At 41.9% G+C, this 22,683-nt stretch carries 14 protein-coding genes; 3 read left to right on the top strand and 11 right to left on the bottom strand.

Annotated elements, in window-relative coordinates:
- Positions 1-11: 11 nt before the first annotated feature.
- Complete coding sequence (gene dndE, locus HF888_RS01120; RefSeq protein ID WP_007018024.1) at positions 12-350, top strand: DNA sulfur modification protein DndE; 339 nt, start codon at positions 12-14, stop codon at positions 348-350.
- A 148-nt stretch (positions 351-498) separates the two neighbouring features.
- Here dndE and HF888_RS01115 read toward each other — a convergent pair whose 3' ends face one another.
- The 7 genes from HF888_RS01115 to HF888_RS01085 all read right to left on the bottom strand — a co-directional run bounded on the left by HF888_RS01115 (position 499) and on the right by HF888_RS01085 (position 15,174).
- Positions 499-2,295 carry a DUF262 domain-containing protein gene (locus HF888_RS01115; RefSeq protein ID WP_007018025.1) on the bottom strand — a complete coding sequence of 599 codons (1,797 nt, stop codon included), beginning with the start codon at positions 2,293-2,295 and terminating at the stop codon, positions 499-501.
- Positions 2,296-2,711: 416 nt separating this feature from the next.
- Positions 2,712-7,829, bottom strand: coding sequence for a DNA phosphorothioation-dependent restriction protein DptH (dptH, locus tag HF888_RS01110; RefSeq protein WP_007018026.1), 5,118 nt, complete (start codon positions 7,827-7,829; stop codon positions 2,712-2,714).
- A complete protein-coding gene (gene dptG, locus HF888_RS01105; RefSeq protein WP_007018027.1) occupies positions 7,810-9,153 on the bottom strand; it encodes a DNA phosphorothioation-dependent restriction protein DptG in 1,344 nt (447 codons plus the stop codon). Before dptG ends, dptH begins: the two co-directional genes overlap by 20 nt.
- On the bottom strand, positions 9,150-10,721 hold the full coding sequence (gene dptF, locus HF888_RS01100; protein ID WP_007018028.1) for a DNA phosphorothioation-dependent restriction protein DptF: 1,572 nt from the start codon (positions 10,719-10,721) through the stop codon (positions 9,150-9,152). Before dptF ends, dptG begins: the two co-directional genes overlap by 4 nt.
- Positions 10,722-11,260: 539 nt before the next feature.
- On the bottom strand, positions 11,261-12,148 hold the full coding sequence (locus tag HF888_RS01095) for a hypothetical protein (RefSeq protein ID WP_133308475.1): 888 nt from the start codon (positions 12,146-12,148) through the stop codon (positions 11,261-11,263).
- 90 nt (positions 12,149-12,238) lie between these two features.
- Positions 12,239-13,603, bottom strand: coding sequence for a DUF5666 domain-containing protein (locus HF888_RS01090; RefSeq protein WP_007018031.1), 1,365 nt, complete (start codon positions 13,601-13,603; stop codon positions 12,239-12,241).
- Between the two features lie 119 nt (positions 13,604-13,722).
- Entirely contained in the window at positions 13,723-15,174 is a 1,452-nt protein-coding gene (locus HF888_RS01085) for a S8 family serine peptidase (protein WP_007018032.1), read from the bottom strand.
- 241 nt (positions 15,175-15,415) lie between these two features.
- On the opposite strand from HF888_RS01085, the gene HF888_RS01080 reads away from it, so the two are divergent.
- Both HF888_RS01080 and HF888_RS01075 read left to right on the top strand, forming a co-directional pair.
- Positions 15,416-15,910, top strand: a complete 495-nt coding sequence (locus tag HF888_RS01080; RefSeq protein ID WP_007018033.1) for an RNA polymerase sigma factor — start codon at positions 15,416-15,418, stop codon at positions 15,908-15,910.
- A gap of 15 nt (positions 15,911-15,925) precedes the next feature.
- Positions 15,926-16,618 (top strand): anti-sigma factor family protein, encoded by a 693-nt coding sequence (locus tag HF888_RS01075; RefSeq protein WP_007018034.1) that lies wholly within the window; start codon positions 15,926-15,928, stop codon positions 16,616-16,618.
- Positions 16,619-16,621: 3 nt separating this feature from the next.
- Here HF888_RS01075 and HF888_RS01070 read toward each other — a convergent pair whose 3' ends face one another.
- From HF888_RS01070 to HF888_RS01055, 4 genes are all read right to left on the bottom strand, one after another.
- A complete protein-coding gene (locus tag HF888_RS01070) occupies positions 16,622-17,173 on the bottom strand; it encodes a hypothetical protein (RefSeq protein WP_133308476.1) in 552 nt (183 codons plus the stop codon).
- Positions 17,174-17,196: 23 nt separating this feature from the next.
- On the bottom strand, positions 17,197-19,872 hold the full coding sequence (locus HF888_RS01065) for a putative Ig domain-containing protein (RefSeq protein ID WP_007018036.1): 2,676 nt from the start codon (positions 19,870-19,872) through the stop codon (positions 17,197-17,199).
- Positions 19,873-20,004: 132 nt separating this feature from the next.
- Positions 20,005-20,385 (bottom strand): DUF3127 domain-containing protein, encoded by a 381-nt coding sequence (locus HF888_RS01060; protein WP_007018037.1) that lies wholly within the window; start codon positions 20,383-20,385, stop codon positions 20,005-20,007.
- A 79-nt stretch (positions 20,386-20,464) separates the two neighbouring features.
- A complete protein-coding gene (locus tag HF888_RS01055) occupies positions 20,465-22,660 on the bottom strand; it encodes a VIT and vWA domain-containing protein (protein WP_007018038.1) in 2,196 nt (731 codons plus the stop codon).
- Between the last annotated feature and the right edge of the window lie 23 nt (positions 22,661-22,683).

The raw sequence follows: 22,683 nt of genomic DNA, 5'->3' as shown, positions 1-22,683 counted from the left end.
GAGATAAGAATATGTTACCAAATGAAATGAAAATCACTGATAATGCCTTTCATTCTCTTAGGCGCTTTCATTCAAATACTGGAATAACGATCAATATAGGAGCTCGACTCGCTTTCTTTAAATCGATTGAAAGCGGGTACACTTATGATGGGCGCGAAATGGAACCCCGCCAAAGATCCCTCAGTAAGCATGTTTGGCTAGGTGAACTAGAGCAAGTAGTTGAGCTACTTCTGAAAGATAAGTATCCAGATATGCATCAAAAAGAATTATACAAGGCTTGGAATGCGCATGTTGAAGATGGATCTGCAAGTATAGAAGGTAAAACAAATCTAAGTTCGTTTTTAGAATAGTTCGTTGAGGTTTTTACAAATGCTATAAAATTTTAAATAAACATTAACTTATTGAAATGAAATTATATAATCAGTTTTTATAAAGCTTTTAAACAAGAAAAGCCAATCCAAGTACCACAGGTTCTGACTTTTCTTATTTAATAGGCTGTCATTCCGGAATATTAGAAGAAAGAGACAATACCTTAGTAATCCTATCTACTATTGATTCTTTTCTTCGCTCTATAGCATTTAAATCCCATACATCTTCACTTTTTAACTCATTACTTATCCTCAATCTTGATTTCTCATAGAAAGGTTTTTTGTCTAAAAAATCTCTGTTGTCAACGTCGACATTTTCCTTATCAAACAAAAGAGAAAGATTCCCTATAGTATCTTTCTTTTCTTCCAATTCTTGATTGAATGTACCTGAATTTGAATAAATATGCTCTATGGTGTAAACATGCATTTCAGCCGAGATATTTTTTTCTTCCATTTTAAATTGCCCAATATGACCTTTAGGGCAACCCTCTTTTAACCAATCATATGATTCTTCAATAGACAATAGCAACAGCTTTAAAAGGCGGTTATCACCATCATGTTTATACTCTAGAGCATTTAAATTAGAGTAAATCTCAGATTTAGTGGTCTTGGTCTCTAGAAAACCTTTTAATTTAGCCAAAAAAGACTTCACCTGATAAGTATCTGAATTTTCATTAATTTTTTCTATATTTTCCAAGTACATACGACTTACGGCGTCAAATCTTTTATCAAGTATAACTTTGTAAAGCGTAAAAAACTTTTCCATGTAGAACAACAATTCATAAAACTTCTTCTCTGGCAGGTTTCTTGATGCGGTATAAAGGAGCGGTATGGCCTGTTTATGTTTCAATGTAACTACGAGATTCTTTAGCTTATTTTTCTGATAAAGGGACTTACTTGACTTTTCATATGGCCAAACGCCATTAGATATTTTTTCTATCGATCTAATTCCATCGCGAATAGCGAAGATATTTTTCTCAATTTTATCACTAGTTCGAAAAAAGAATTTGTTAAAATCCTCAAACAAACTAACTCTTCTTGTGCGACGTCCGCTAGCAGAGATGTAGTAGTCTATTAGTCTTTCATCTACATTATCAAGCCCCGTGATATCGTCCCAAGCCTCAATTAGTTTATTCATTTTCGAATCGGAAATACCCTCTTCTGCGTCTAGATCCCCTAGAGAAGATGCTCGTAAGAGATCACTAGGAGTCAAAATCCGTCCCCGATCATTAATCACCTGAAATAATTTATACGCATCCTTAACATCCGTCATCTTAATGAGAAGAATTTTGCAGTTATTGCTTATAACCTTATACAAAACCTTTAATTTATCTAGATTTTCCGAATCATTATCCGATAGAATTGCATCCAAATATTTATCAATCGTCTTTTTGGCATCATTAAGCAAACGATGTGAGTTATAGTTTGGTTCTATATTTTCATTCGGTTTTGATACTATACTTTGATAGAAATCTTTATCCCGCTTTGAAAGAGTTATCCTAGGTACGCTGACTATTTTATTATTCTCTTCAACTGCAAGATTGATGAACTGCTCTTCATATTCTTTGATCCTTCTTTTGCGTATTTCATTATCATCTTGAGTGAGAACTAAATCATTTAGTCTTTTTATTAGTCTTGAAAAGTATAGAACTAGAGTGGATAACCTCTGTTGTCCGTCGACAAGTTGATAAATATTTCGTTCGTCTAGATCATCTTCGTTTGAAATTTTTACACAAACCACTCCACCTAGGAAATGTTCCGAAGACCCGTGTTCGAGATGCGTCTCGTAAAGCTCATGCATATCTTCACAAAACTGTTTCACATTTACCTTCTTCCAAGAGTATGCTCTTTGATAAGTGGGTACTTTGAATATAGTTCCGTCTGTAAATGCTGTTTTTAATCGACAATAATTTGGCTTTACTTCCACTTCAATATCTCCAAAATGAAGTTATTTATTCTAACTACTAACTTGTTACCAACTATATAAAACCTACTGTGTTTCTCTAGTTCACGAACTTTTTTCATTGAAAACTCTTGAGTATGCTTTTTGTCAAAATTAAATTACGAATTGACAGCATCAACTTTTATATTAAGAAAATCCGCTTACTAGTGATCAACAACATGTGGGTAACACCCTTTATTCATAACATCAATCTCACACCATAATTGGTCATAATTTCTTCTTTAAGGCTTGAGGAGTTGTTGAATATAAAACATGATATATCAACTGAGATAAGTCTACATCCCTACCCAATGCCTTATAAAACTTGCAGCTTGCTTTGCTCTTACATCTTCGAATAAAACTAACCTAGACATACTATGAAAAAGTCAAATTGTATAAATTCAATCATTTGATCTTCGAGACTTCATATCCATTAAGCGTTCATTCATAGAGCTAACCTTTACGAGTTTTGCACTATGCTTGACTTTACCATGCTCATCAGACCACAAACCGACTGAAATGCATTCCCCCTTTTTTAACTCAGATAGACGTTTAATCCACATTTTACGATCAGTATTAGGAACAGACTGCTCTAATAACTTTGCATAAGTATTCACCTCTGTTTCTGCAGGTGCAAAGAATAACTTGTGAGCTGCCTGAAAAATTCGATCTTGTTCTTCTTTGCTAAGCATGCTCAACGTCTGAGTCGCTAATATGAGTGATACTCCATATTTACGCCCCTCTGTCAGCATTTTTCCTAAAGGGCTTTCTAGTCTATGGTCGAGATTCTGTACTTCATCCAAAACTATTGGCAGCGGAATATTCTTGCTTCCGTTAGCGCAGGCATAGGCATACAGATCCCAGAGAATAAACTCAGTAGCGAGCTGCATTATATCTTTAGAGAATGATGCGAGTTGAATGACGTTCACTGCACATTCTTGGGCATTGAAAATATCATCCCAATTTTTGCTCTCTTTTTCATCAAATAGGTTTGACTTAACCATCGTTGAGAGCTTATTTGCTAAAGACTCACCTGTTTTACCTTCTTCATATAGATCATCCAGCATAGAGGAGAAGTTGTAGCTTGCTCCATGACGTGCGACGCCACGTTCAATCACGTTAGTGAGTGTTGCGAACTGTTGTTCGCCTATAGTCGAATAAACCAGATTAAATACTGAAGCAATACGAGAAGCAATGATATGATCTTTTTCTTCTAATTCAACTCCACCAAAGTCTTGGGATTGCTTACGGAAAGGTGATATTGCTAAAGGGGCTTGGGCGAGATACGAAGACCTAGGCTTAGCAAACTCGTTAAATTCAGGTTCAAGATGATTGGGTAGGAAGCCATTCGTATAATCTATAATTAAAGACTTAACTCTTACCTTGGCTAACTCCATAAGCAAGCCTTGAATACAGTAAGTCTTACCCTGACCAGACCTCCCAAAGACAATCATATGTCGATTAGCAAGCTCTGGATGGCCGTATTCCCAATATATTTTCTTACCGCTTGCTTGATCTATTCCAAGTAGAACACGAGCGTCGGAAAGTTGATTGCATTCTTTAAGGCTAAACTCATCAACTGATGATTCAACACTTTTATTTGTTTCGTTCTCATTAATCTCAGTCGGATTACCGTCACTGTTGGCTACTACTTCACTTTTTACAACGTTTTTTTTACTATTTAGGAAGTACTTTTCATCAATGTTAAGCACTCTCCCCGCTAGCACTTCTTTTGTAAGTTCTTTAATAGGGGTGTTAATAAGACTATCCAGTTTTACTAATGGAATTTCAGCCTGCAGGCATCCATCAATTTCTTCATAGCTTTCCTTATAACAGGCCTCTGTATTCAAATGCGCAATGACAATAGCAGTCGGATAGTCCTGCAGCTCCCCTATAGTGAAATCGCCCTCTAACCACACTTCCCGCGCCGATAGTAACGTGTCGAAATACTCATCGCTGAATACTTCATAGAGCCTATATTTATCGACCTGCAATAGAACTTGTCGAACAAACAGCCCACGATACAGCCTGCCAGCCAGGTTGGCCTGCCCAAGCAAATCTTCCATATAGGTTTTTAGTTCGCGTGCTTGCTTACGTGCCTTATCAAAGTTAGGGCGTGCGCCTGCTTTTGACTCGACAGGTAATAAATAAAGCTTGCCATCTTTAAATCCGGCAAAGAGTACATCATCTGAAATTGCACCTTGTTTAATACCTAGATTATGACGGGAGAAGTCTGAGTCACTCATCGCCAAACCCGTATTACCTGCGACCCGAATCATCTCCGCAACTGATAGGGGTACCCAACAGATGTCCGATTTACAAAGCATCGCAGATACAGCTTTATATGAAGCGATGACTCCTTCTTTACCAAGCTTTTCTTTCTGCGGATCATTCACCATTTGTAGCAACCATTCACCATTGAAGGCATTGAATTCGCGAATCAGGCTTTCTCCCGACGCGCCCAATACACTTCTGTAAAGCTTTGATTGCTTGGTAACGGTAATCGCATCATAGCCAGCAGAACTGGTGTACTGATCTGAGTAATGAATCAGAATAACGTGATCTGATTCCGAAAAGAATTTCAGTGTTACTTTCGGATCTACAATGGTTACCCAAACAGAACTATCATATGACTTATTCAATAGCTTTTTCACCGAGTCACTAACTGCAAGACTGATGGCTGAGTACTCTTGGTAAGAATCGCTACTCAGTTTAGAAGGGCGCCACATCGCGCCAAACAATCGGGCGATCTTAAGGTGCGGTTTATCGGCGTAATCAACTCCCCTCAAACCAAACGCTGTGAAGTAGGCTTCGTTCTCGCTCCGCGATGATTCACCATTTAGCAGACCTCCGCATGCGACGCCGGAAAGATGCTTATCGATATTATTATTACGGACATCTACTACTTGGTTGTTCTTAAAGAATGTCAGATGCGCATAAGCTTGCTCATCAGTCTTTCCATTCAAAAATTTACTGAAGGTAAGACGGGTGCGTAGAACGTCAACAATTGTGTCTGTATTACGCTTAGCCTTACCCTTGTCGAGATCATACCTGTCTTTAATATCATCATAAGTCGCCATTTCGGAAAACAGGTCGAACTCGGTTTCTATTTCGACATCGTCATATAAATTTACATGGATATAACGACCTTCTTCCAGGTGCTCCATGTAATACGCCAGTAGACCACGGAAAAGTTCTCGGTTTTCTGCGTTATTGACGGAGTTAATCAACACCGGTGCAGACGATTCGGTATCAAAAAGACGAGAGAAAGTCTCAGTAAATTCCTCAATTTTGTGCCTTACAAGCTTGCTAACGTATTCAAAATTGCTGTCCTCGCGAGGCACAATCTCCAGCCAGAAAGCATTTTCATGGACGGTCTGTGTATAACTGTATTGCTGCTTTTCATCAAACAGATGCGGAATCAGCCCTCGTGCAGTCAAACGCTTTAGAGTCACTTCTGGCAGTTTTCGAAAGCTCAGGTCTTCCCCATCTTTTTGTATACTGTCTATGAGGTATAGGTAGTAGGCAAGTATCAAAGGGTGAAATGGCGTTAGATAGTCTTTAACCCGGTTGTCTTCTGTATCACGTATACTCGCCGTACCGAGTTTCATCACTAACTTCGTTGCCGGGGATAACGTCTTTCCAAGCTCTACTGATTCGAGATAAGAGAGATACTTGTCGACATAGGATTTAGCTAGTTTAACCAGCGAAGGACCCCAACCCTCTAATGAAGGCAGTGTGCGACGGTTGTCGGATTTGAAGTGTGCGAGAAATTCGAGGTAACTCTGATACAGACTCTGTAGCTCTGGAAAGTCTTTCAATTCAGCCGCAGGTAAGCCTCTCTCTTTTGTTGCATCCCAGCAAATCAAATCTGATGCTACGAATTCCCATTCGGCATCCAGTAGCTGTTTGCGCAGGAATAACTGCATGACTTCCTGATTTTCTACTACAACAGTACCTTTAGATTCTTTGTATACACCATAATATTCATCATTAAACATATGACGAGCGCGTGATGTATCCATCAAAAGCGGTAGTATCAGCGATTCTTTAGCAGACTCTCCTTCTACCTGGACAGGTAACTCAGTAGCGCCATTCTTCAGTACAAATCGGACTTCATCAGATTCATCGTAGATCTGCTGATAGTCCAGTGTTCCCACTTCATTCACATCGATGACTTCATCGTTATCTTTCAGAGTAAGCGATGATTCGAGACCAGGATTCATCACAAGCAATTGAATGTCAGACTGAATAACAAGTGACGGAGCACCACGGCCAGTTGCTTTAACCAAGTACTTGTTGATGATATCATCGAAACAGAACTTACCATCTGGCAGTAATAAAAACTGGAACTTGAATTGCTCGCTGGATAACTCCCTTTTGATTCTCACAGAGAAAAACAAGGGCTCCTGCGTCATTGCACCTGATATCGTAAAGGTGGTGTTAGTCCCGTGAGGCTTATGATTTAACTCTAATAATTTCTCTACTTTCTTTGGTTGTATCTCAAATTCGCTCTTTTCTGTCCGAGCGCCGACAAATTTTAAATCAATCTGAAACGTGCTTTGTTCATCGGGTACCTGTAAAAGAACATTTTGCTCCCTCTTCCCCGCTGTCGTTTCTTTTTTACTGCGACGTTGAAGATTCCCATTTAAAGAATAAACATCAACAAACTCTAGCGCCTGCTTCTTTTGTTTTTGGATTTCACAAATAAATTCATCATAGGTACGATTTTTCCAGTTATCGCTGTTTATAAAGTTGTCCTTTACAAACTTACCTCCAAACTGGCTTAAACGATCTTCAAGTTCTGTTGGGTAGTGTTCTATTTCAAACTCAATTTCAGACCTTAGTTTTCGATTATCCTCCAACCGACGTTCGATTTGACGATAATTTGGAGTCGTAGTCGCACCGCCCCATGAATCAGTCAGATGCGGGTCATCAAACAGTCCTAGCTCTTCAAATCTGAGGTCACCATCAGTCATCGACTCGTAGAGACTACGATAGCCGAAGATACTCGCGCCATCAGAGGCAACCATTTTCGATTGATGATCAAGGAGACACCTAGATGTATCACGATTCGCCATACTATTATCGATCAGGCCAGCTAGAAGCTCATGAATTTTAGCGACAGACCAGATAGCACCACTACGCGCAAGATCCAGTGTGCTATTAGTTATTGTATCGAGTGAGCTGTTATGGACCATTATCAGAGCACGTTGATCATCAACTACCCGGTCTCTGAGTTTTGCCAAGTAGTTATCGGTATAGCATCCCTCATTTATCGACTTTTCTTCTGCATGACCGGCAATCAGCAATTTAATGCCATTTACATCCAAATAACTGAGCTCTGTTCCTTCATCATTAACAACGCCATCCGCGGCATCACGCAGTGCGGAAAGTAAACGTACAGTGTTATCTGCGTCAGTTGACCGAAACTGGAAGCGATCACCTGGCTTCAGCCTGACTGCTAACCAATCTTTCAAATGTCGTACGAGAAAGCCTTCAAATTGTTTTTCGGACATATACCGCATCTCCGCTGTCACTCATCCGCTCGAGATTTCCCACTCGCTCGTAAAATTCTATTAGTGCTTGTTGTGATTGCTGATCAAACCAGACGCCCCGGCGCCTAAATTCTTCAATCAGTTTCTGGTACTGGAGTTTATCTCTACTACCTATAGCTAGATTCGTTAGTAGTAATAGATAATCTTGATTCATAATGAGAACACGGCCACCGCGCTTTCGATTTTGAATAAAATGACGTGCGACCTCAGTTTCAAACGAGGCCACTACTTTCCGATTAACCGTCCCTTGATTGGAGCTTTGGTTGAATACCTCTTTTGCTGTCTTGGTAATTGCTTTGAAGATGTCTTCCGTGGTATTTAGTTCTCCACCCCAAGGATCACGGCCTCTGGCATTACGGTATTTCTCCAGAAACTTCTTCAGACCAGAATTAATCTCGTTGATCTCATTAGCGGGCAGGCTCTGTATGTAGTAATAGTGTTTCCATAATGGGTAACGGATAACTTTTTTATTATCTGGTTGGTTTAAATATTCAAGTGCCGATAAGACAGGAAATAGATCTCGAACGCAATCAATTAGAGAACTCAGTGCTTCTCGCACATAGGTTCGTTCACCACTCGCACGTTCCGTATCCATAATAAAGTACAATGGTTTACTGCTAGGTTCTTGGCGCCAACTACGTATATTCATAGCCAGCTGTGCGCTGTAAAGAAAGTTATATAACCCAACAAAAGCCTTCAGGTTATGCATCATGTAACCGGGGTGACGGCACAACAGATCAAGGTCTTCGGCAAATACGTCACCGATAAAAGGCAAGTAGTCTTCTGTAGTTACTGTGGGTGAAAGCTCAGAAACAAATGACTGAAACTCAGCCAGTAGTTCAGCCTCTAGGAAATTTAGACTTTCAGGTGCAGACTGTTTAACTGCGGGCCTAGATAGAAGCATATTCCCTAGGACAGTACCAACGTGCCGGGTATTACCTGAGGAGGCCATCCCATCCTTAAACAGCATAAATTCAGGTGAAACCTGAAAAAGCCCCTCTGCATCGTCTTTGAAATACATATGTCGCAAGAGTGATTCAAACTCATCATCCGCAACTTTGCTGGCTAGTCTCTCCATACAAGCTTCAGTGAACTTCTCGAGAGAGACACGTTTGTTTAAAGATTTCCGCCAGGCAATCGAAAGTAACTCTCCCGCAACCGCCATGAAATCAGGTTCAATAATTCTTTCGCTACGCTTCTGACGAAATGTCAGGAAGTTGTTTACTAGATTTCTATCTTTTATCTCAACTTCCGCTGCAGCCTTGAGGTTTTCCTTAATACTCATTGGCAAGCCTCCACTATGAATTCATCATCCTCAAGTAACAATGACCACTCACGTCCATCTCTAATAAAAGTCAGCGAATCATTATTTGATGCTACGCGAATTACTTCGTCGATTACCTCTTCAAGAATCACAATAGTGTTCTTATCATGTCTGTTTGGTCTGTAACCAAACATGATTCGTTCAGCCAAATCAAGAAATGAAATGGTAACGGGAAAAGGCTTGATCGACTCATCACCAACCTTGATTGCAGCATTGAAGCTCTGAATATGACTAGAGTCTGGCCTTTCCAGAGATTTGGTATCCATGGCTATTCGTAATTTGGTAGTGATATTCACCCCATTGCGCGCGCCAAGAAAAATGGAGTCACTACCAAGGCCGGTAAACATCCGATTAGCAAACTTGATAAGACTCGCGATCAAAATCTTGTCATAAAATTCACGAAGCAGCTTTTTATTATCCAACGTATGATGAAGCTGCCATACATGAATATAGTCTTCGAAGAGCTTACGGCGGAAATCTTCACTGAAAGTTTGATGATAGTTGTTACCTACATCAACGCCTTTCATAACATAAAAAGCCCGAATCCAGGAACTCGGTTCCATGTCAAAGTCGCCGTATTTCTTAATGAATGCGTCTTTGAACTCATCGAATTCAGCATCTGAAACTGCAAGTGAACGCTGAATAACAAATTCGTCGATTCGTTTTGATCGTAGTAAGCATGGATCTAGGCTTTTCAAGCTGTTTGATAAACCATCACCCGGTGACAAGAACAGGTTATCAAACAGAACTGAATCACCTACAAGCAGGTTATAAATGAAGTCTAGTAGCGCTCTCGCGGAGAAAAACTGATCGTATTTTAGTCTAGCATGCAACAAGAGTTGAACTATCAAGGCCTGTATCTCTGGCTCTTGCAGAATACGATAATTCTGATAGATACGCTGCTGATGTCTATCCGCTTCATGTACGTAAGCACGATACAGAGGGTTTCTATCATCAGATTCGGTAACCTTAGCCAAAAGCTGTGCAATAAAGTCTGAGCCAACTTTGCCTTCTTCTAAACTGAATTTAGGATAGTCTTCAAAACTCAGAAACTGATAGTTATCAAACGAACGCTCGCCATCAATAAAACGAGCAATCGCCTGTTTAATTGCTAGATGCCTGTCATCCCCTGAGTTTTGAAAGTTGAATAACATCCCAATGTTAATACCAACAATCAATGGCTTCTCATTAGCTTGATGCCGATCAAACAACTCATTCAACGCTTCGACCGCATTCTGGTCGGGCTTGAAACTATGAGTGGCGTCTAAGTGATATAGAAAGTCGTTTTTATATTTTGAATGATGTCGACGAAGGATCTCGGATTTACCATCACCACTCGACCCGCACAAAAATATGATACTTTCTTTTTTATTAGTTGCTTCAACCGACTCGAGAAACTTTCTCTCAATCTCAGTCTCAACATAGAGATGCGACCTTAGTTCTTCGATCTCATCTGTCGATTTCGATAATGTTGAAACAGCCTGAGCAGAAGACCTGGAAAGTGTGTTTAATAGTTGAAGAAAGTTCATTTCTCTTCCATATATTCAATAACTTTATTGCGATAGATTAGTTTAAAAATATTTCATATCTGAAATTTGAAACTTATTTCGCTAGGTTAAAATGATATTATTATTTTCTTTTATTTTGCCTGACTTCAGTGTTCAGGCTTTCATTAACTTTCTGTTTAACAGAATCAATTCAAAGCACATCAAGCCCACTTGCTAGTCTCGACATATACCATCTTATCGATGTTTGCCTCGCGTTGTTCTGACATGAGACATAGGAAACATTCAACTAATTCGGAGGCTTCGACACTTAGCGCCAATGAGGGGTTTTTAGGAGAGTGGAATTGATTACAATCGCAGTCATGAGCAAACTGTTCTACTTTTACTCGTGTTACTTCCAGCTTATCCATTAATCACAGACTCCATAGCGAAAGAAGAGGCTAGGAGAGCTTGCTTTGGTCAATCCTTAACCTACTTCAAGTAATACTTTCGTACGAAAACTAGTTATACCTGCTTATATGGTCAGTTTCAATGGCAGAAACGTCCCTAGCTATTGATCTGTATCACCACTCGTACTTCAGCTTTAAAAGCCCACGAACTTGATCGTAATTAGAGGATGCTAGGTTGGATTGATTTTCGTCGTAGCCAATTTCGGTTTTGACTGTGAAGTGTTGGCTGACGTTTTGTTGGATTTTAATCTTGGTTCTATAGCGGGTGTCATGGCGTTGGTCAGCAATACTGGGCCATAGGTTGTCGTATTGTTTTTCTTCTATTTCGGTTTCCAGTGTGAGTTTAGTTTCATGGAATTTGTAGTTCCATGAAGCAACGGCGCTATAGCTTTGATAATCGTACTGTTCGTCGTCGATTTTTTCTTGCTTGGTTTCCAGTTGCACTTTGACATAGTGCTGCATTTTATTCATTAACCAATAGGCGCTTGGTTTGATGCCATAAAAGTAGCCATCACGGTTAGTATATTGCGCAAAGGTTTTTTCACCCATGTCGAGTTGAGTGCGTAAATACCAAGATTGGTTGGCAAAGACACTCAGTGCTGGGCTGAGTCGGTTTAAGGTTAAAAAGTCTTGTCCTTCGATTTGTGCTTGTGCATGCAAGAAAATACCTTCGCGTATCCAGGCACCATCGCGATCACTAATGCGTAAAAAGCCGGTATGAATATCGGTATCGTATTGGGACGCTTCTAACCAGCGCGTTTGGCTATATTGGTATTGGCCCTGAACTCGTACGACGTTTTGCCAGTGGTAGTCGGCGTTTAGGGCAATAGAAAGTCGATTACTAAAGTCACTGTCGTAATCGTTATTGAGTTGGTTGTTAGAGAGTACGTTGCTGTCGTATTCTAGCCCCCACTCGAGAGAGGCGCCGATACTGGCTTGGGCTGGCTTATAAAACAATGAGCCGCCAAGCACGAGCAGGCTTGCCCATAATACAAACGACAAAAAGGTCGCATGTTTCCGTGCAACCTCTGTTGTTTTATGTATACGTGTTACCGCTGCATACATTTTTTTGGGGCTCTTGTTAAGTTTTGGTTAGTCGTCTAGCTCGACTTCAGTGGCTGAGACAATGCTACCATTGAATGTACCACCGATTTCTACATTTGCATCCGCTGTCAGTGATGCAGTGCTCGCTAGTGCCGTGATGTCGATATCCAAACCAGCAATGCTAATGATGCCTGAAGCGATTTGGCTGATATCAATAGTACCGCTAATTTCCACTGTTGCATTACCTTGATCATCGGTTTCTGTCTCATCACGCTCTAGGCGAAGCGCACGATAGCTACCATCTGCATTTTGCGTTAAACGCACTTCTACATAGTCGTCCACTGAAATGTCCGCTGCGCTGAAGTATTGTACATCGTCGCGATCGTCTTTGATGCGTGTGCGAGTATCAACTTGTATGTCGATGCCCATGACCGTCACGGTGTTACCCGAAACGCCAGTCACTGGGCCTTCAAGCTCCACCGATACGCTATCGGCGAATTCAATTTCTTCAGCCACTAGCTGGCCCTCTGAGTTAAATTCCCCTTCTACGCTAACGAATAGGTTTAAGTCTAGCTGGCTCATGTCGGCGTCGTCGAATTCTGTATCGCCATTGAAGCTCACTGTGGTATTGGCCACCACCATGGTATTGGCTTCTAGATCGAGCGCTGAAATATAGCCAGAGATATCCACTTCGACGCCCGCTTCTGATTCTTGACGAATGTCTTCTTGTTCGATTTCATTCGCCACCAATACGCCAGCTTCAACACTGCCTTCTACTTCTACCAGCATCCCATTGCGCAGTTCAGCTTCGTCTAATTCTAACGAGGCAACACTACTGTAGTCGATGCTTAGGCCTTCGATGCTAAAGGTTTTGTTAGCGCTATCTAAGTTGGCTACTGTGCCTTTGATTTCTGATTCGGTATCGGTTTCAGCTTCTATAAACGTAGCGATTAGTTGGCCAGTGCCATCTCGGTATCCACTTAGCTCAACCATTTGACCCACTTGAATGGTGGCTAAATCTAAATCAGAAAATACGGTCATTTCGTTGGTGATCACGGCTTGACCCAAGACTTCTAGCTCGCCGGTTTGATTATTTACAGCAGTGACTTGGCCTTTGATATCGGCATCGTAAATAATACGAGTTGCAACGCCTTCTGTTCCATCGTCTTTACCCACAACGGTGACCACCTGACCTACGCGTAATTGACTTTCCGCACCTGCGGTATCGTCAATTTCAAATTCTGTACTGGTGCTTTGATAATGAACACCATCGACGATCACACTGCCAAAGCCATCAATGGTGCCTTGAACCGCGCGGTCTTTGGTGACGACGTCGGTTGATGAGCCACCACATGCAGAGAGTAATGCGGTGCTCGTGCTTAATACGATAGGTAGGGCGATTAGTTTTTTCATTTTACTGCCTCACGTTGCTTATTTTTTGAGTTCGTATTGTTGAACTCTATTTTCCCGTTGGAAGAATTCCTCCGTGTTCTAAGGGTTTAACGCAAGCAGTGAAATTTTATTCCATGAGTCTAAAAATTTGTTTGTAACAATCCGTAACCAAAGATTTTATCTTTACCTTTTTCACCTAAATCTTTTGTATTCGATTTAAGCGATTGCAACGTCTTTCCACTTTGTAAACTATGCAAAATAATCGGCGTCGCAACCGCATTAGCTACCGATGTTCCGGTTTTAATTGTGTATTCGCCATTCGGATCTGCCAATAAAATAGAAACACCTGGTACAGCAAAATCGACATGCGTACCACGCACTGCCTTTTCAAATACGTTTAAATTTTTATCTATAGCAGTGATCGCGATGACACCCGATTGCGCTGCTGGATAACGCGGGAATGCTGCCGCACCTTCATTGCCGACTGATGCAATGATGACGGTGCCGCGCTCCATGACGTTCTTTAATACGCGTGCCAGAACTTGGTTAGGCGGTCCAGAAAGCGATAAATTAATGGCTTGCACTTTCTGTTTCAGCAACCAGTTTAAACCTTTGATTAAATCAGCAGCAGAAGCAATCACCAATCCTTTAGGTGTGCGGGCAAAAACTTCAGCATTGAATAATTCAACACTGCTTAATAGCCCACATTGATTAATGGCAGATGCCATGGCAGTACCATGCTGATAGTCTTGCTGCGCAGCACTTGGTGTGAATGTTTTTTGTTTTACTTTATCTCTTTGAAAACAAATATGATTGCTTTGAATGGCACTATCCATCATGCCAATACGCATGGCCTTATTCGACAATGGTGTGTTTGTCACAAACGCACTGGCTTGCAATAAGCTTAAGCTTTCCGTACTTTTAATATTTGTTGATGGCTGAGCTTGTTCTTCGCTTTGCGCATCTAGCGTGTATATGTGATTGGCTTGGCTCTCGGTTTGTACTTGCGCGGGGGGTTCGTCACCAAACGTAACGAGTAGCTGCCCTAGTTCGTCCATAGCTTCGACTGAGATGATGTTGGCGCCTTGTCGCTTGGCTTCTTCTAAGATGTCTTCATCCATTAGTGCGATGAATTCGTCTTCCATTGCAAAGACTTCTAAGTCCATGAGTGCTTGTTCAATATCCGCTAATTGGCTTTGATCATTGAAGAGATCATCGTATTGACCTGGCAAGGTATTCAACTGCGCTTCGATAAGGCTTTCTATCTGTGATTCTATATTGTGGCCGGCTAGCTGGCCGCGTTCGATCATCTCTTCAAGTTGGTCTTCAAGCGCGTCTTCCATTTCCTCTGTGATGGTCCCTTCTTCCACCATCGCCTCTATGCGGTCTTCTAACTCGTCCTCTAACTTATCTTGTAGTTCTTCTTCTAGATCGTCTTCAAGCTCGATCTCGTCTTCGATTTCATCAGCAATTTCTTCTTCGCGATCCTCGTCTAAGTTCTCTAACCCTTGGTCAAGATCAAGCAAGTCGTCATTGGCGAATAATTTAGGCACCGTAGAAAACAGCATCACTAAGGTCAATATGGCAATCATGCCTATTCGCGCTAACCTCGTGACTATTGCAGTAAGATGGAGCATATCTATTTCGACGCCTCAATGGTGTTGTATCTGCCTCTCACTCGCCGTCCCACTTGCCTTGGGTAGTACGACGCGCTTTACTTACACTATATAACAAAAATTCTCGCGATTTATTCCCTTACGCTCAAATGAGCATTTAACTAGGTACTTGGATAAATATAGGGAATAAAAACAGAATAGGCTCGTTAACCTGTATATGAATCAAGCACACGACGAATTTCGACAAGCATTGCTCGATGTACTACCGCGGTTGCGGAAGTATTGCTATGCCCTCACTAATGATCTTCACAATAGCGAAGATCTTTTGCAGGCCTCCGTACAAAGGGCGCTAGAGAAATGGCAGCAATACCAAGCCGACACCCATTTTGATCGCTGGATGTATCGACTTTGCCGCAACCTTTGGATTGATACCATGCGTAAAGACAAACCAAGTGAAGAGCTGGATCCTGAAATCGAGACCGATAATCGCGTATTAGAAGACACGCTGGTTAACGAAAACCTATTGGCCCAAGTAAAAGAAAAGATGAGTGAGTTGAGTGAAGGCTTGCGCATTGTTCTATATTTGGTAGCAGTAGAGGGTCGTAGCTACCAAGAGACCGCCGAGTTTTTAGATATTCCAAAAGGTACGGTAATGAGCCGTTTAGCCCGCGCTCGTCAACAACTAAGCCAGCATGGTTTTACGCAAGGCTAGGCCTAGGAGATAGATATGCAACACATAGACGATACCCTACTATCAGCCTATATCGATAACGAAGTAGATGCAGATTTAGCGAAGCGCATTGCTATGGCTATTGAAGAAGATACTGAAATCCGTAGCCGCTACCTTTCATTGAAAGCAGCTAATGAGGCTGCGAAACAGGTTTTCTGTGAGTTAGATACATTGCCAATGCGTGATGATTTGACTGAGCTCATCAACAATGCCGACTTAAATAAATCGCCAACTGAAGCCGAAACGAAAGACAATGTTGTGCCTTTGTTTGGCAATAGAAAAAACCAAAAGCAGGTAACTGGTGGTTTTCGATATTGGGCAACCGCAGCCAGTGTTTTCTTGTGTGCATTATTTGTTTATCAGTTAGTGCCGAATCAATCGGATATTCCTTATCCGCATTTAACACAGCAACTGAATACCGAACTAAGCGGAACCATTGCTGAGTACAACGAAGGTCGAAGCGAAGTTGTACAAAGCTGGGAAAATACCCGTGGTGAATTTTGCCGTGAGATTGTTTGGCATACGCAAGTACAATCGCAACCACTCACCGCTTGCTTTAACAATGGCCAATGGAACTGGCAGGAAATAGACGAGAATACCGGTTATCAAACCGCATCGGATGAGGCTTCAGTTAATGGTGTGTTGAGCGAAGATGAGGAGCGTCGAGCTTTGCAAAAACTAGCGCAATAGGCGCTAATTTTGACACTGAATGACAAACTGAGTCTTAAACGCTGCCACATCATTAGATATGCCTTCGGGGACTTGCTTTTGTGCTTCTCTTTTTAGCCTGACTAATTCACAGACTGTCTCTTTAATCACTATCGGTAGCGAAGCGTCATAGGCAATACTAGTTCTGACTCCGGCTTTTCGATCTTCAATTATCAAATTATCTTTCTTATAGGTTAGATGCCAAGGGTCGATAAAATCCCGTCGCTGAAACGAGGTAACTAACAAGGTTGATTGGTCACTTCCAACTATATTAAGCCAAACGGTAGATCCATCGAAATAGTCCTTTCGATTTTTGGAGACTTGGCACACTTTACAATTCAGTTTTACCCCAGGCCAATTGCTTACCTTAAGGGTACCCATCGTCATTTGGTTATTCTGCAAGATGGGGGTTACTTGCTGTTTTGGCCCTAGACCTTCTATAAAGAAAAATTGATCTGGGTTATCGTGAATAACAACTTGATTTTTGCTTGTCTGAGAATCACTGACTGCATTGCAGCCAGTGACTAGAATAAGCAAAATGAGAGAAGCTCTAATATGCATTAGTGACTAGTATGTGCTCTTTGTTGAGATCGCGATCTTGGGGAGAACCCATATTCTTTGGCCACTGGTGAACGATCATCCCCAACTTTATCTGGCATCATTTCAGTATCTTTGTCAGATTCAAGTGAAAGGTTTCTGCTACCTGCAGCATATCGATAAAATCCGAGTTTGATATTACTCCAGTCATCATGATCACTCCATGTGCCATTTAATTCTGGAAAGTTTTGGGCAAAATTCACTTGCGTGTCATCGGAATCACCATCGCAGTTATAGTCAACGCCTGTACTGTCCACGAAACCAAGTCCCAGAGTTTCATTTAGTGAATATGCATTTAGGTTAATAGCATCACCATCAGAAAAATCCATTACAAAGCTATCGCTTTCGAATGAATTTGTAAGGGTACCTGCACAGTCTTCTACATCATCATAAAAATAGTTGTATAGTCGATCACCCTCGTTTTTTCCAATTTCTGGGAGACCATTAAAAGAATACAAGTAATTCATCACACTGACATAATTCGCTTTGTAATTTTTCTCCTCAAATCCACCATGTTGTAAGCCAAGGTTGTGCCCAAGCTCATGCATCAACGTGACCGCTTGGTAATTTATTAGTTTATTCTCTTGTTCAGGTGTTGATGTATTTAAACCCATATCTCCTAAGCTAATAATCATATCATTGCCAAGGATTTCAGCCTGACCACCAATGGTTGATCCGGCCTCAATAGTGTTGGCAAAAAGAGCGTAGTGAAATATTTGAAAGCGCGCATAATCGAAGTGATCAAGCTTGTAGTCGTAGACCGTCGGCTGATTATCAAAATCGACCTGATTCTGGAACGGTACCTCATCTCCTCCGCCCAAATTGAACTCGTCCGGGTTTATTCCTGATCCTGGGTCATACAAATCACCCACATCGAAATGAACTACGATTCCCCGACTTGCAAACACATCCTTCACTTTCTGTAATGCTTCTTTTCTTGGCGTTATACCCGCATCAGCAGGTTGTGCTCCGTTATTGGTCGCATCCATGTAGTCAATTTCTATAAAGATGTCTTTTTGTCCCGCACGAGCGCCCCAATCATAGAGTGGCAAGCCAGCAAAAGTAGAGCCGGGTTGTTCACTACAGTCCGGGATGCCATCTTGATCTAGATCGTCTAGACATTGAACATCGTTAGGACCACCTAAAGTTGCCGTTTCATATCGTGTCCAATCCGCTGCCGTATTCGTATCAGCATTGCTTCCATTACGACCGATACTGCTTCCAAACTTATTAAGCTCAGATCTTGGAGCATTTGCTACAGGACCAACCCAGTTCTCTTCAGAAGGAGAGAATTGATCATTAAATACGATAAGATCCTTGGATACTCCGTCCTTTGTTAGATTGATATACCCGTTGTCTAACCAGAAAGGTGAAAAATCATTATCATGGATATAAAAAACGCGATTATTTTGAGACATTAAATCGCCGTTGCGATCTGATCTAACCACGACATACTGCCCTGGTAAAACAGTTCTATTTGGTAGAGAAAAATCACGGACTCGGTTGTAATAGAAAAAATCAGATTGTGTACGATATGTTGACTGAAGCTGATACGTCGAAAGATCAATAGTGCTCGAGGTTGGATTATAGACTTCAAACCAGCATGGGTAATCAAAATAAAAACACTCACTCACCTCAGTAATTAATAATCCATTTGCCGTTTGGAAACTTGAATCACTCACAATATAGCTGGCATCAAATACGCTTTTAATATCTGAGCTTAATCGAATTTGATATTCAGTATTTTCTTCAAGAGCCTCTATAAACAAAATGCTGACGAAAGTGGCTAGCTTATCCACATTGACATCGCTTATACCAATACAATTGGTAAAACCATCCGATGAAACCTGTAAATAGCCAGTGCAAGCACCTGACACAGAGTTATACGTTAACGTATCCACATCGAATGGATCATCAGACGACAAGATTAACTTTGCAGACGTCGAAACATTGAGAGCCCCTTCTCCCGGCAATGTGGTTATTGAAGCAGGGGTTGTATCTGAAAACTGGATTTGGATCTCGGCTTCATCGGATTCCAGCTCACCATCACTCAGTTTGACTTTAAAACTGTCACCCTCTTTCGCGTTCAATAAATTTGCTTGGTAGGTAACAAGAGAAGCATTTGATGGATTCACCGTTACAGTACCATGAGCTGGCTGATCAGTAATCATCAATTCTAGCTGCGAATTTGTATGATCATTATCGTTGATGGCTAACGACAATGTGTTGGATACGTTGAAATTATCTAAGGTAATGGTTTGGTCTGAAATCTCTGGCGCGTCGTTGATTCCGTTTACGGTAATAGAGAAAGGTCCGTAGCTCGACGAGGATGCAGCATTCGTTGCCGTAACTATAATTCCACTGTGGATACCGACATCATCATCATCGGGTGTTCCACTTAACACACCTGTAGACTGGTCAAAATCCAACCAAGCAGGTTTATTCGCTACGCTGTATGTAATATCACCAGAACCAGATAGTAATGTAGGTGAGAACGAATATGGTGTTTCTTCCGTTGCCACTCGCTCTAGAGACCTGACACTGATGGATACAGGCTCATTTGAATCGGATGATCCACCGCCGCCACAGGCTGAAAGGATAGAAAATAAAGACGTTGTGAATATTATTTTTTTTATCATTACCGCACCCAATCCATTGAGGGTTTTCATCTACAAAGGATGAATTAAGAGAATTCGTGCGGCATTTTACATGATTTGTAGAACAATTGGATACGCAGGGTATTCGATATCCTTATATCGCTTGAGATGTGCCTAAAAAGGCACATCGTCATCAAATCCTTGACCAGGGAATGGCGGGGCATCTGGCATGGGTGTCGTTTGCTGCTGGGCTCCCGCATTTTCAACGCGCCACGCTTGCAAGCTCGTAAAGCATTTTTCTGGTTTGCCCGGTGCGTTCCACAGACGGCCTGACAAGTTGAAATGGACAATGACTTCATCGCCCACTTGATATTGATCCATAATGGAACACTTATCTTTTATCAGTTCAAACGCTACATGGTTGGGATACGCTGGGTTTTCCCCTTCACCGCTTAGTTGAATCACGAACTCACGTTTGGTAAAGCCGTTTTGTCCGTATTCTTTGGTATCGTCGATTGAGTGAATGACGCCTTGAGCGTCGAAGCTTTTAGACATAATGCTGCTACCTTCTTTTTTGATTAGCGAATGGTAGCAGCATTTTAGTTTCCTGACTAAGGCAGACCCATTAGTAGGGCTAACTCATCAACTTTGACATTTTCCGGCGGCCATAGAGCACAACCACCACCAATGCGATCAGCAAGAAATCCATTGAGCCACCTCCGCTACTTCCACCTAAAGTAGAGCGTGGTTGAGATAGCTGTTGGTGATTCTGAGCTTGATTACGTTGCTGAATCGGTTTTTGCTGACGCTGTGTTCGGGCTTGCTCTTCTTTTTGAATGCGAGTGCTATTGCTGCGTTTAATGTTATAAGCTTTAAACTGTTGCTCTTCTAATACCAGCATATTGGTATACGGCGTTACCAAACCATATTCTTTAGCCAAAGATAAGACCGCATCTTTTCGATCAGCACTCTCGCCAAAGTCTTCTTGCTCACTTAATAATCTTTGTATTTGAGAAAACGCCCACATGCGCTCTAACTCAGGGTATTCGGTATCCACTTCTGGCAAAGTAAACGGGACTTCATAGCGAACCGGCGTGCCGTTTCGTTTTGCTGTGACTTCAATTATGCCCTTGCCCGCTTGCCAATAATGAGCAAACAATTGTAGCTGAGCACCACGGTATAGACTCGTAATCTCTGTTGGTTCAACGTCTTTAACATTTAAACCTTTGAAACGAACTTTAATATCGCGCAGTGCTTCGTGTGTCACTTTACTTGCAGCTTTTTCTAACTGACCAATGATGTCATCGCTATTCGAAACATTGATGGCAAAACCATTGCTGGCTTTGGTGATGGCTTTCAAGAGTGGACGGTTCGCTCCATTACCCATAATGAAGGTAAACACGCGAATATCTTTTTGCTTAAGTAAATCGACGAATTTACGTTGCTTGGTTTCACCGACATTGGTGACACCATCAGTGACCAACCAAATGGCCGACGTTCGGTCTGCATCCAAACCACTCAGCGCAAAACGCACACCATCCATTAAGTGGGTCCCACCATTAGGGAGTACTAAATCCAGCTTGCGAATGATCTCTGCAATATTTTTCTGCGTTGCAGGCAAGAAACCGCCAGTTAAGTTGCTTGCATAATCATTAAACAATACCACTCGTACGCGATCTTGCGGATTGAAGCGTTTGAGACCTTTCTTTACACCTTCGATCAAAGTTTGAAATTTGCCTTGCATTGAACCACTGATATCCAATAACAGTGTCCAATCGGTACCGCGCTGGATAGGTTGCAAGTCATCCCCTGGTGTCAACGTCATCATCAAGGTTCCAGTTTTATTGGCTGATTCTTTATAGGCCAAGACATCTAGCCCTCCGGGTGTCCCCGGCTGTAAGCGCCAATAAAAGACAAGGTCGTTATTCAATTGATAAACATTGCTCGAACGAGCTACTGAATTTTGTACTGCAACTTGCTCAGCCGCTTCTTGCTGCGCTTGTTGATACTGCTGCATTTCATACTGCGAAATCTGTCCTTGAGGTTCGCCATCTGCTTTCAAAGTTTCTAAAGTCGTTTTTGTAGAGGGCGTTGTTGTGGAAAGAGCTAGCGAAGAACCACCTTCCGTGATGGAGACGGTCCATTCCTGAGAAGACAGTTGCTGAATATTTGCATTGGCTTGGTTTGGCACACGTACAGCATCCACCGGATAACCCGATCTCAACTTTGCATTAAAGCTAAAACGTTTTTTCACTTGGCTTTGCATGGTCCAAAACGCTTTTTGTTCTTCATCGGTACCGCCATCTTCAAGTGGATAGACATAGCGCCCGATGCCATGATCAATCTGTATTTTTTGTAAGTAGACCAGCTTCACTCGCACGTCCTCGCCAGGCATTAGATTGGCAACACGAATATCGAAGTGCTTATATCCTTGCTGCTCTGACATGGCCACCTTGCGGCCTTGCTGTTGCTCTTGCTGATAGATTTGCTGTGCTTTCTGTTTTTCAACAACTTCGCCGTGAATAGGCTGACCTGCTATCCAGTAAGTGAATTGACCAATCGCCGCTTCATCCGGCAGCGGAAACCGATAGTGTGCGTCTTCTACGGATTGACCTGGGTTTGCGAATACTTGCTCAACGGTGGTCATGGCAATGCCGTCTTGGAGTTTCACGTCGACATCATGGCTTACCATCTCTAGGGAGCTACTCGAGCCCGTAGGCACGAGTAGCCCCGCGCCATGGGTGATCGTGGATAAGCAGCTGGCAGCAATGCCCGTGGCCATAACCGCTGTGGTTTTTATCCATTGTTTGAGTTGGCGTAATGATCCCATTTCTTTCTCCTTGTGGGTGGTTG

It is taken from the genome of Bermanella marisrubri (assembly GCF_012295615.1).
Classification (GTDB): Bacteria; Pseudomonadota; Gammaproteobacteria; order Pseudomonadales; family Oceanobacteraceae; genus Bermanella; species Bermanella marisrubri.
This window is presented reverse-complemented; position numbering and strand designations above follow the sequence as displayed.

What these genes read in the sequence shown, in the direction of transcription:
- HF888_RS01085 (WP_007018032.1), bottom strand. Translation starts at nt 15,174, where the DNA reads ATGATTGCCATATTGACCTTAGTGATGCTGTTTTCTACGGTGCCTAAA.
- HF888_RS01090 (WP_007018031.1), bottom strand. Translation starts at nt 13,603, where the DNA reads ATGAAAAAACTAATCGCCCTACCTATCGTATTAAGCACGAGCACCGCA.
- dptG (WP_007018027.1), bottom strand. Translation starts at nt 9,153, where the DNA reads ATGAGTATTAAGGAAAACCTCAAGGCTGCAGCGGAAGTTGAGATAAAA.
- dptH (WP_007018026.1), bottom strand. Translation starts at nt 7,829, where the DNA reads ATGTCCGAAAAACAATTTGAAGGCTTTCTCGTACGACATTTGAAAGAT.
- HF888_RS01075 (WP_007018034.1), top strand. Translation starts at nt 15,926, where the DNA reads ATGCAACACATAGACGATACCCTACTATCAGCCTATATCGATAACGAA.
- dndE (WP_007018024.1), top strand. Translation starts at nt 12, where the DNA reads ATGTTACCAAATGAAATGAAAATCACTGATAATGCCTTTCATTCTCTT.
- HF888_RS01065 (WP_007018036.1), bottom strand. Translation starts at nt 19,872, where the DNA reads ATGATAAAAAAAATAATATTCACAACGTCTTTATTTTCTATCCTTTCA.
- HF888_RS01060 (WP_007018037.1), bottom strand. Translation starts at nt 20,385, where the DNA reads ATGTCTAAAAGCTTCGACGCTCAAGGCGTCATTCACTCAATCGACGAT.
- dptF (WP_007018028.1), bottom strand. Translation starts at nt 10,721, where the DNA reads ATGAACTTTCTTCAACTATTAAACACACTTTCCAGGTCTTCTGCTCAG.
- HF888_RS01080 (WP_007018033.1), top strand. Translation starts at nt 15,416, where the DNA reads ATGAATCAAGCACACGACGAATTTCGACAAGCATTGCTCGATGTACTA.
- HF888_RS01055 (WP_007018038.1), bottom strand. Translation starts at nt 22,660, where the DNA reads ATGGGATCATTACGCCAACTCAAACAATGGATAAAAACCACAGCGGTT.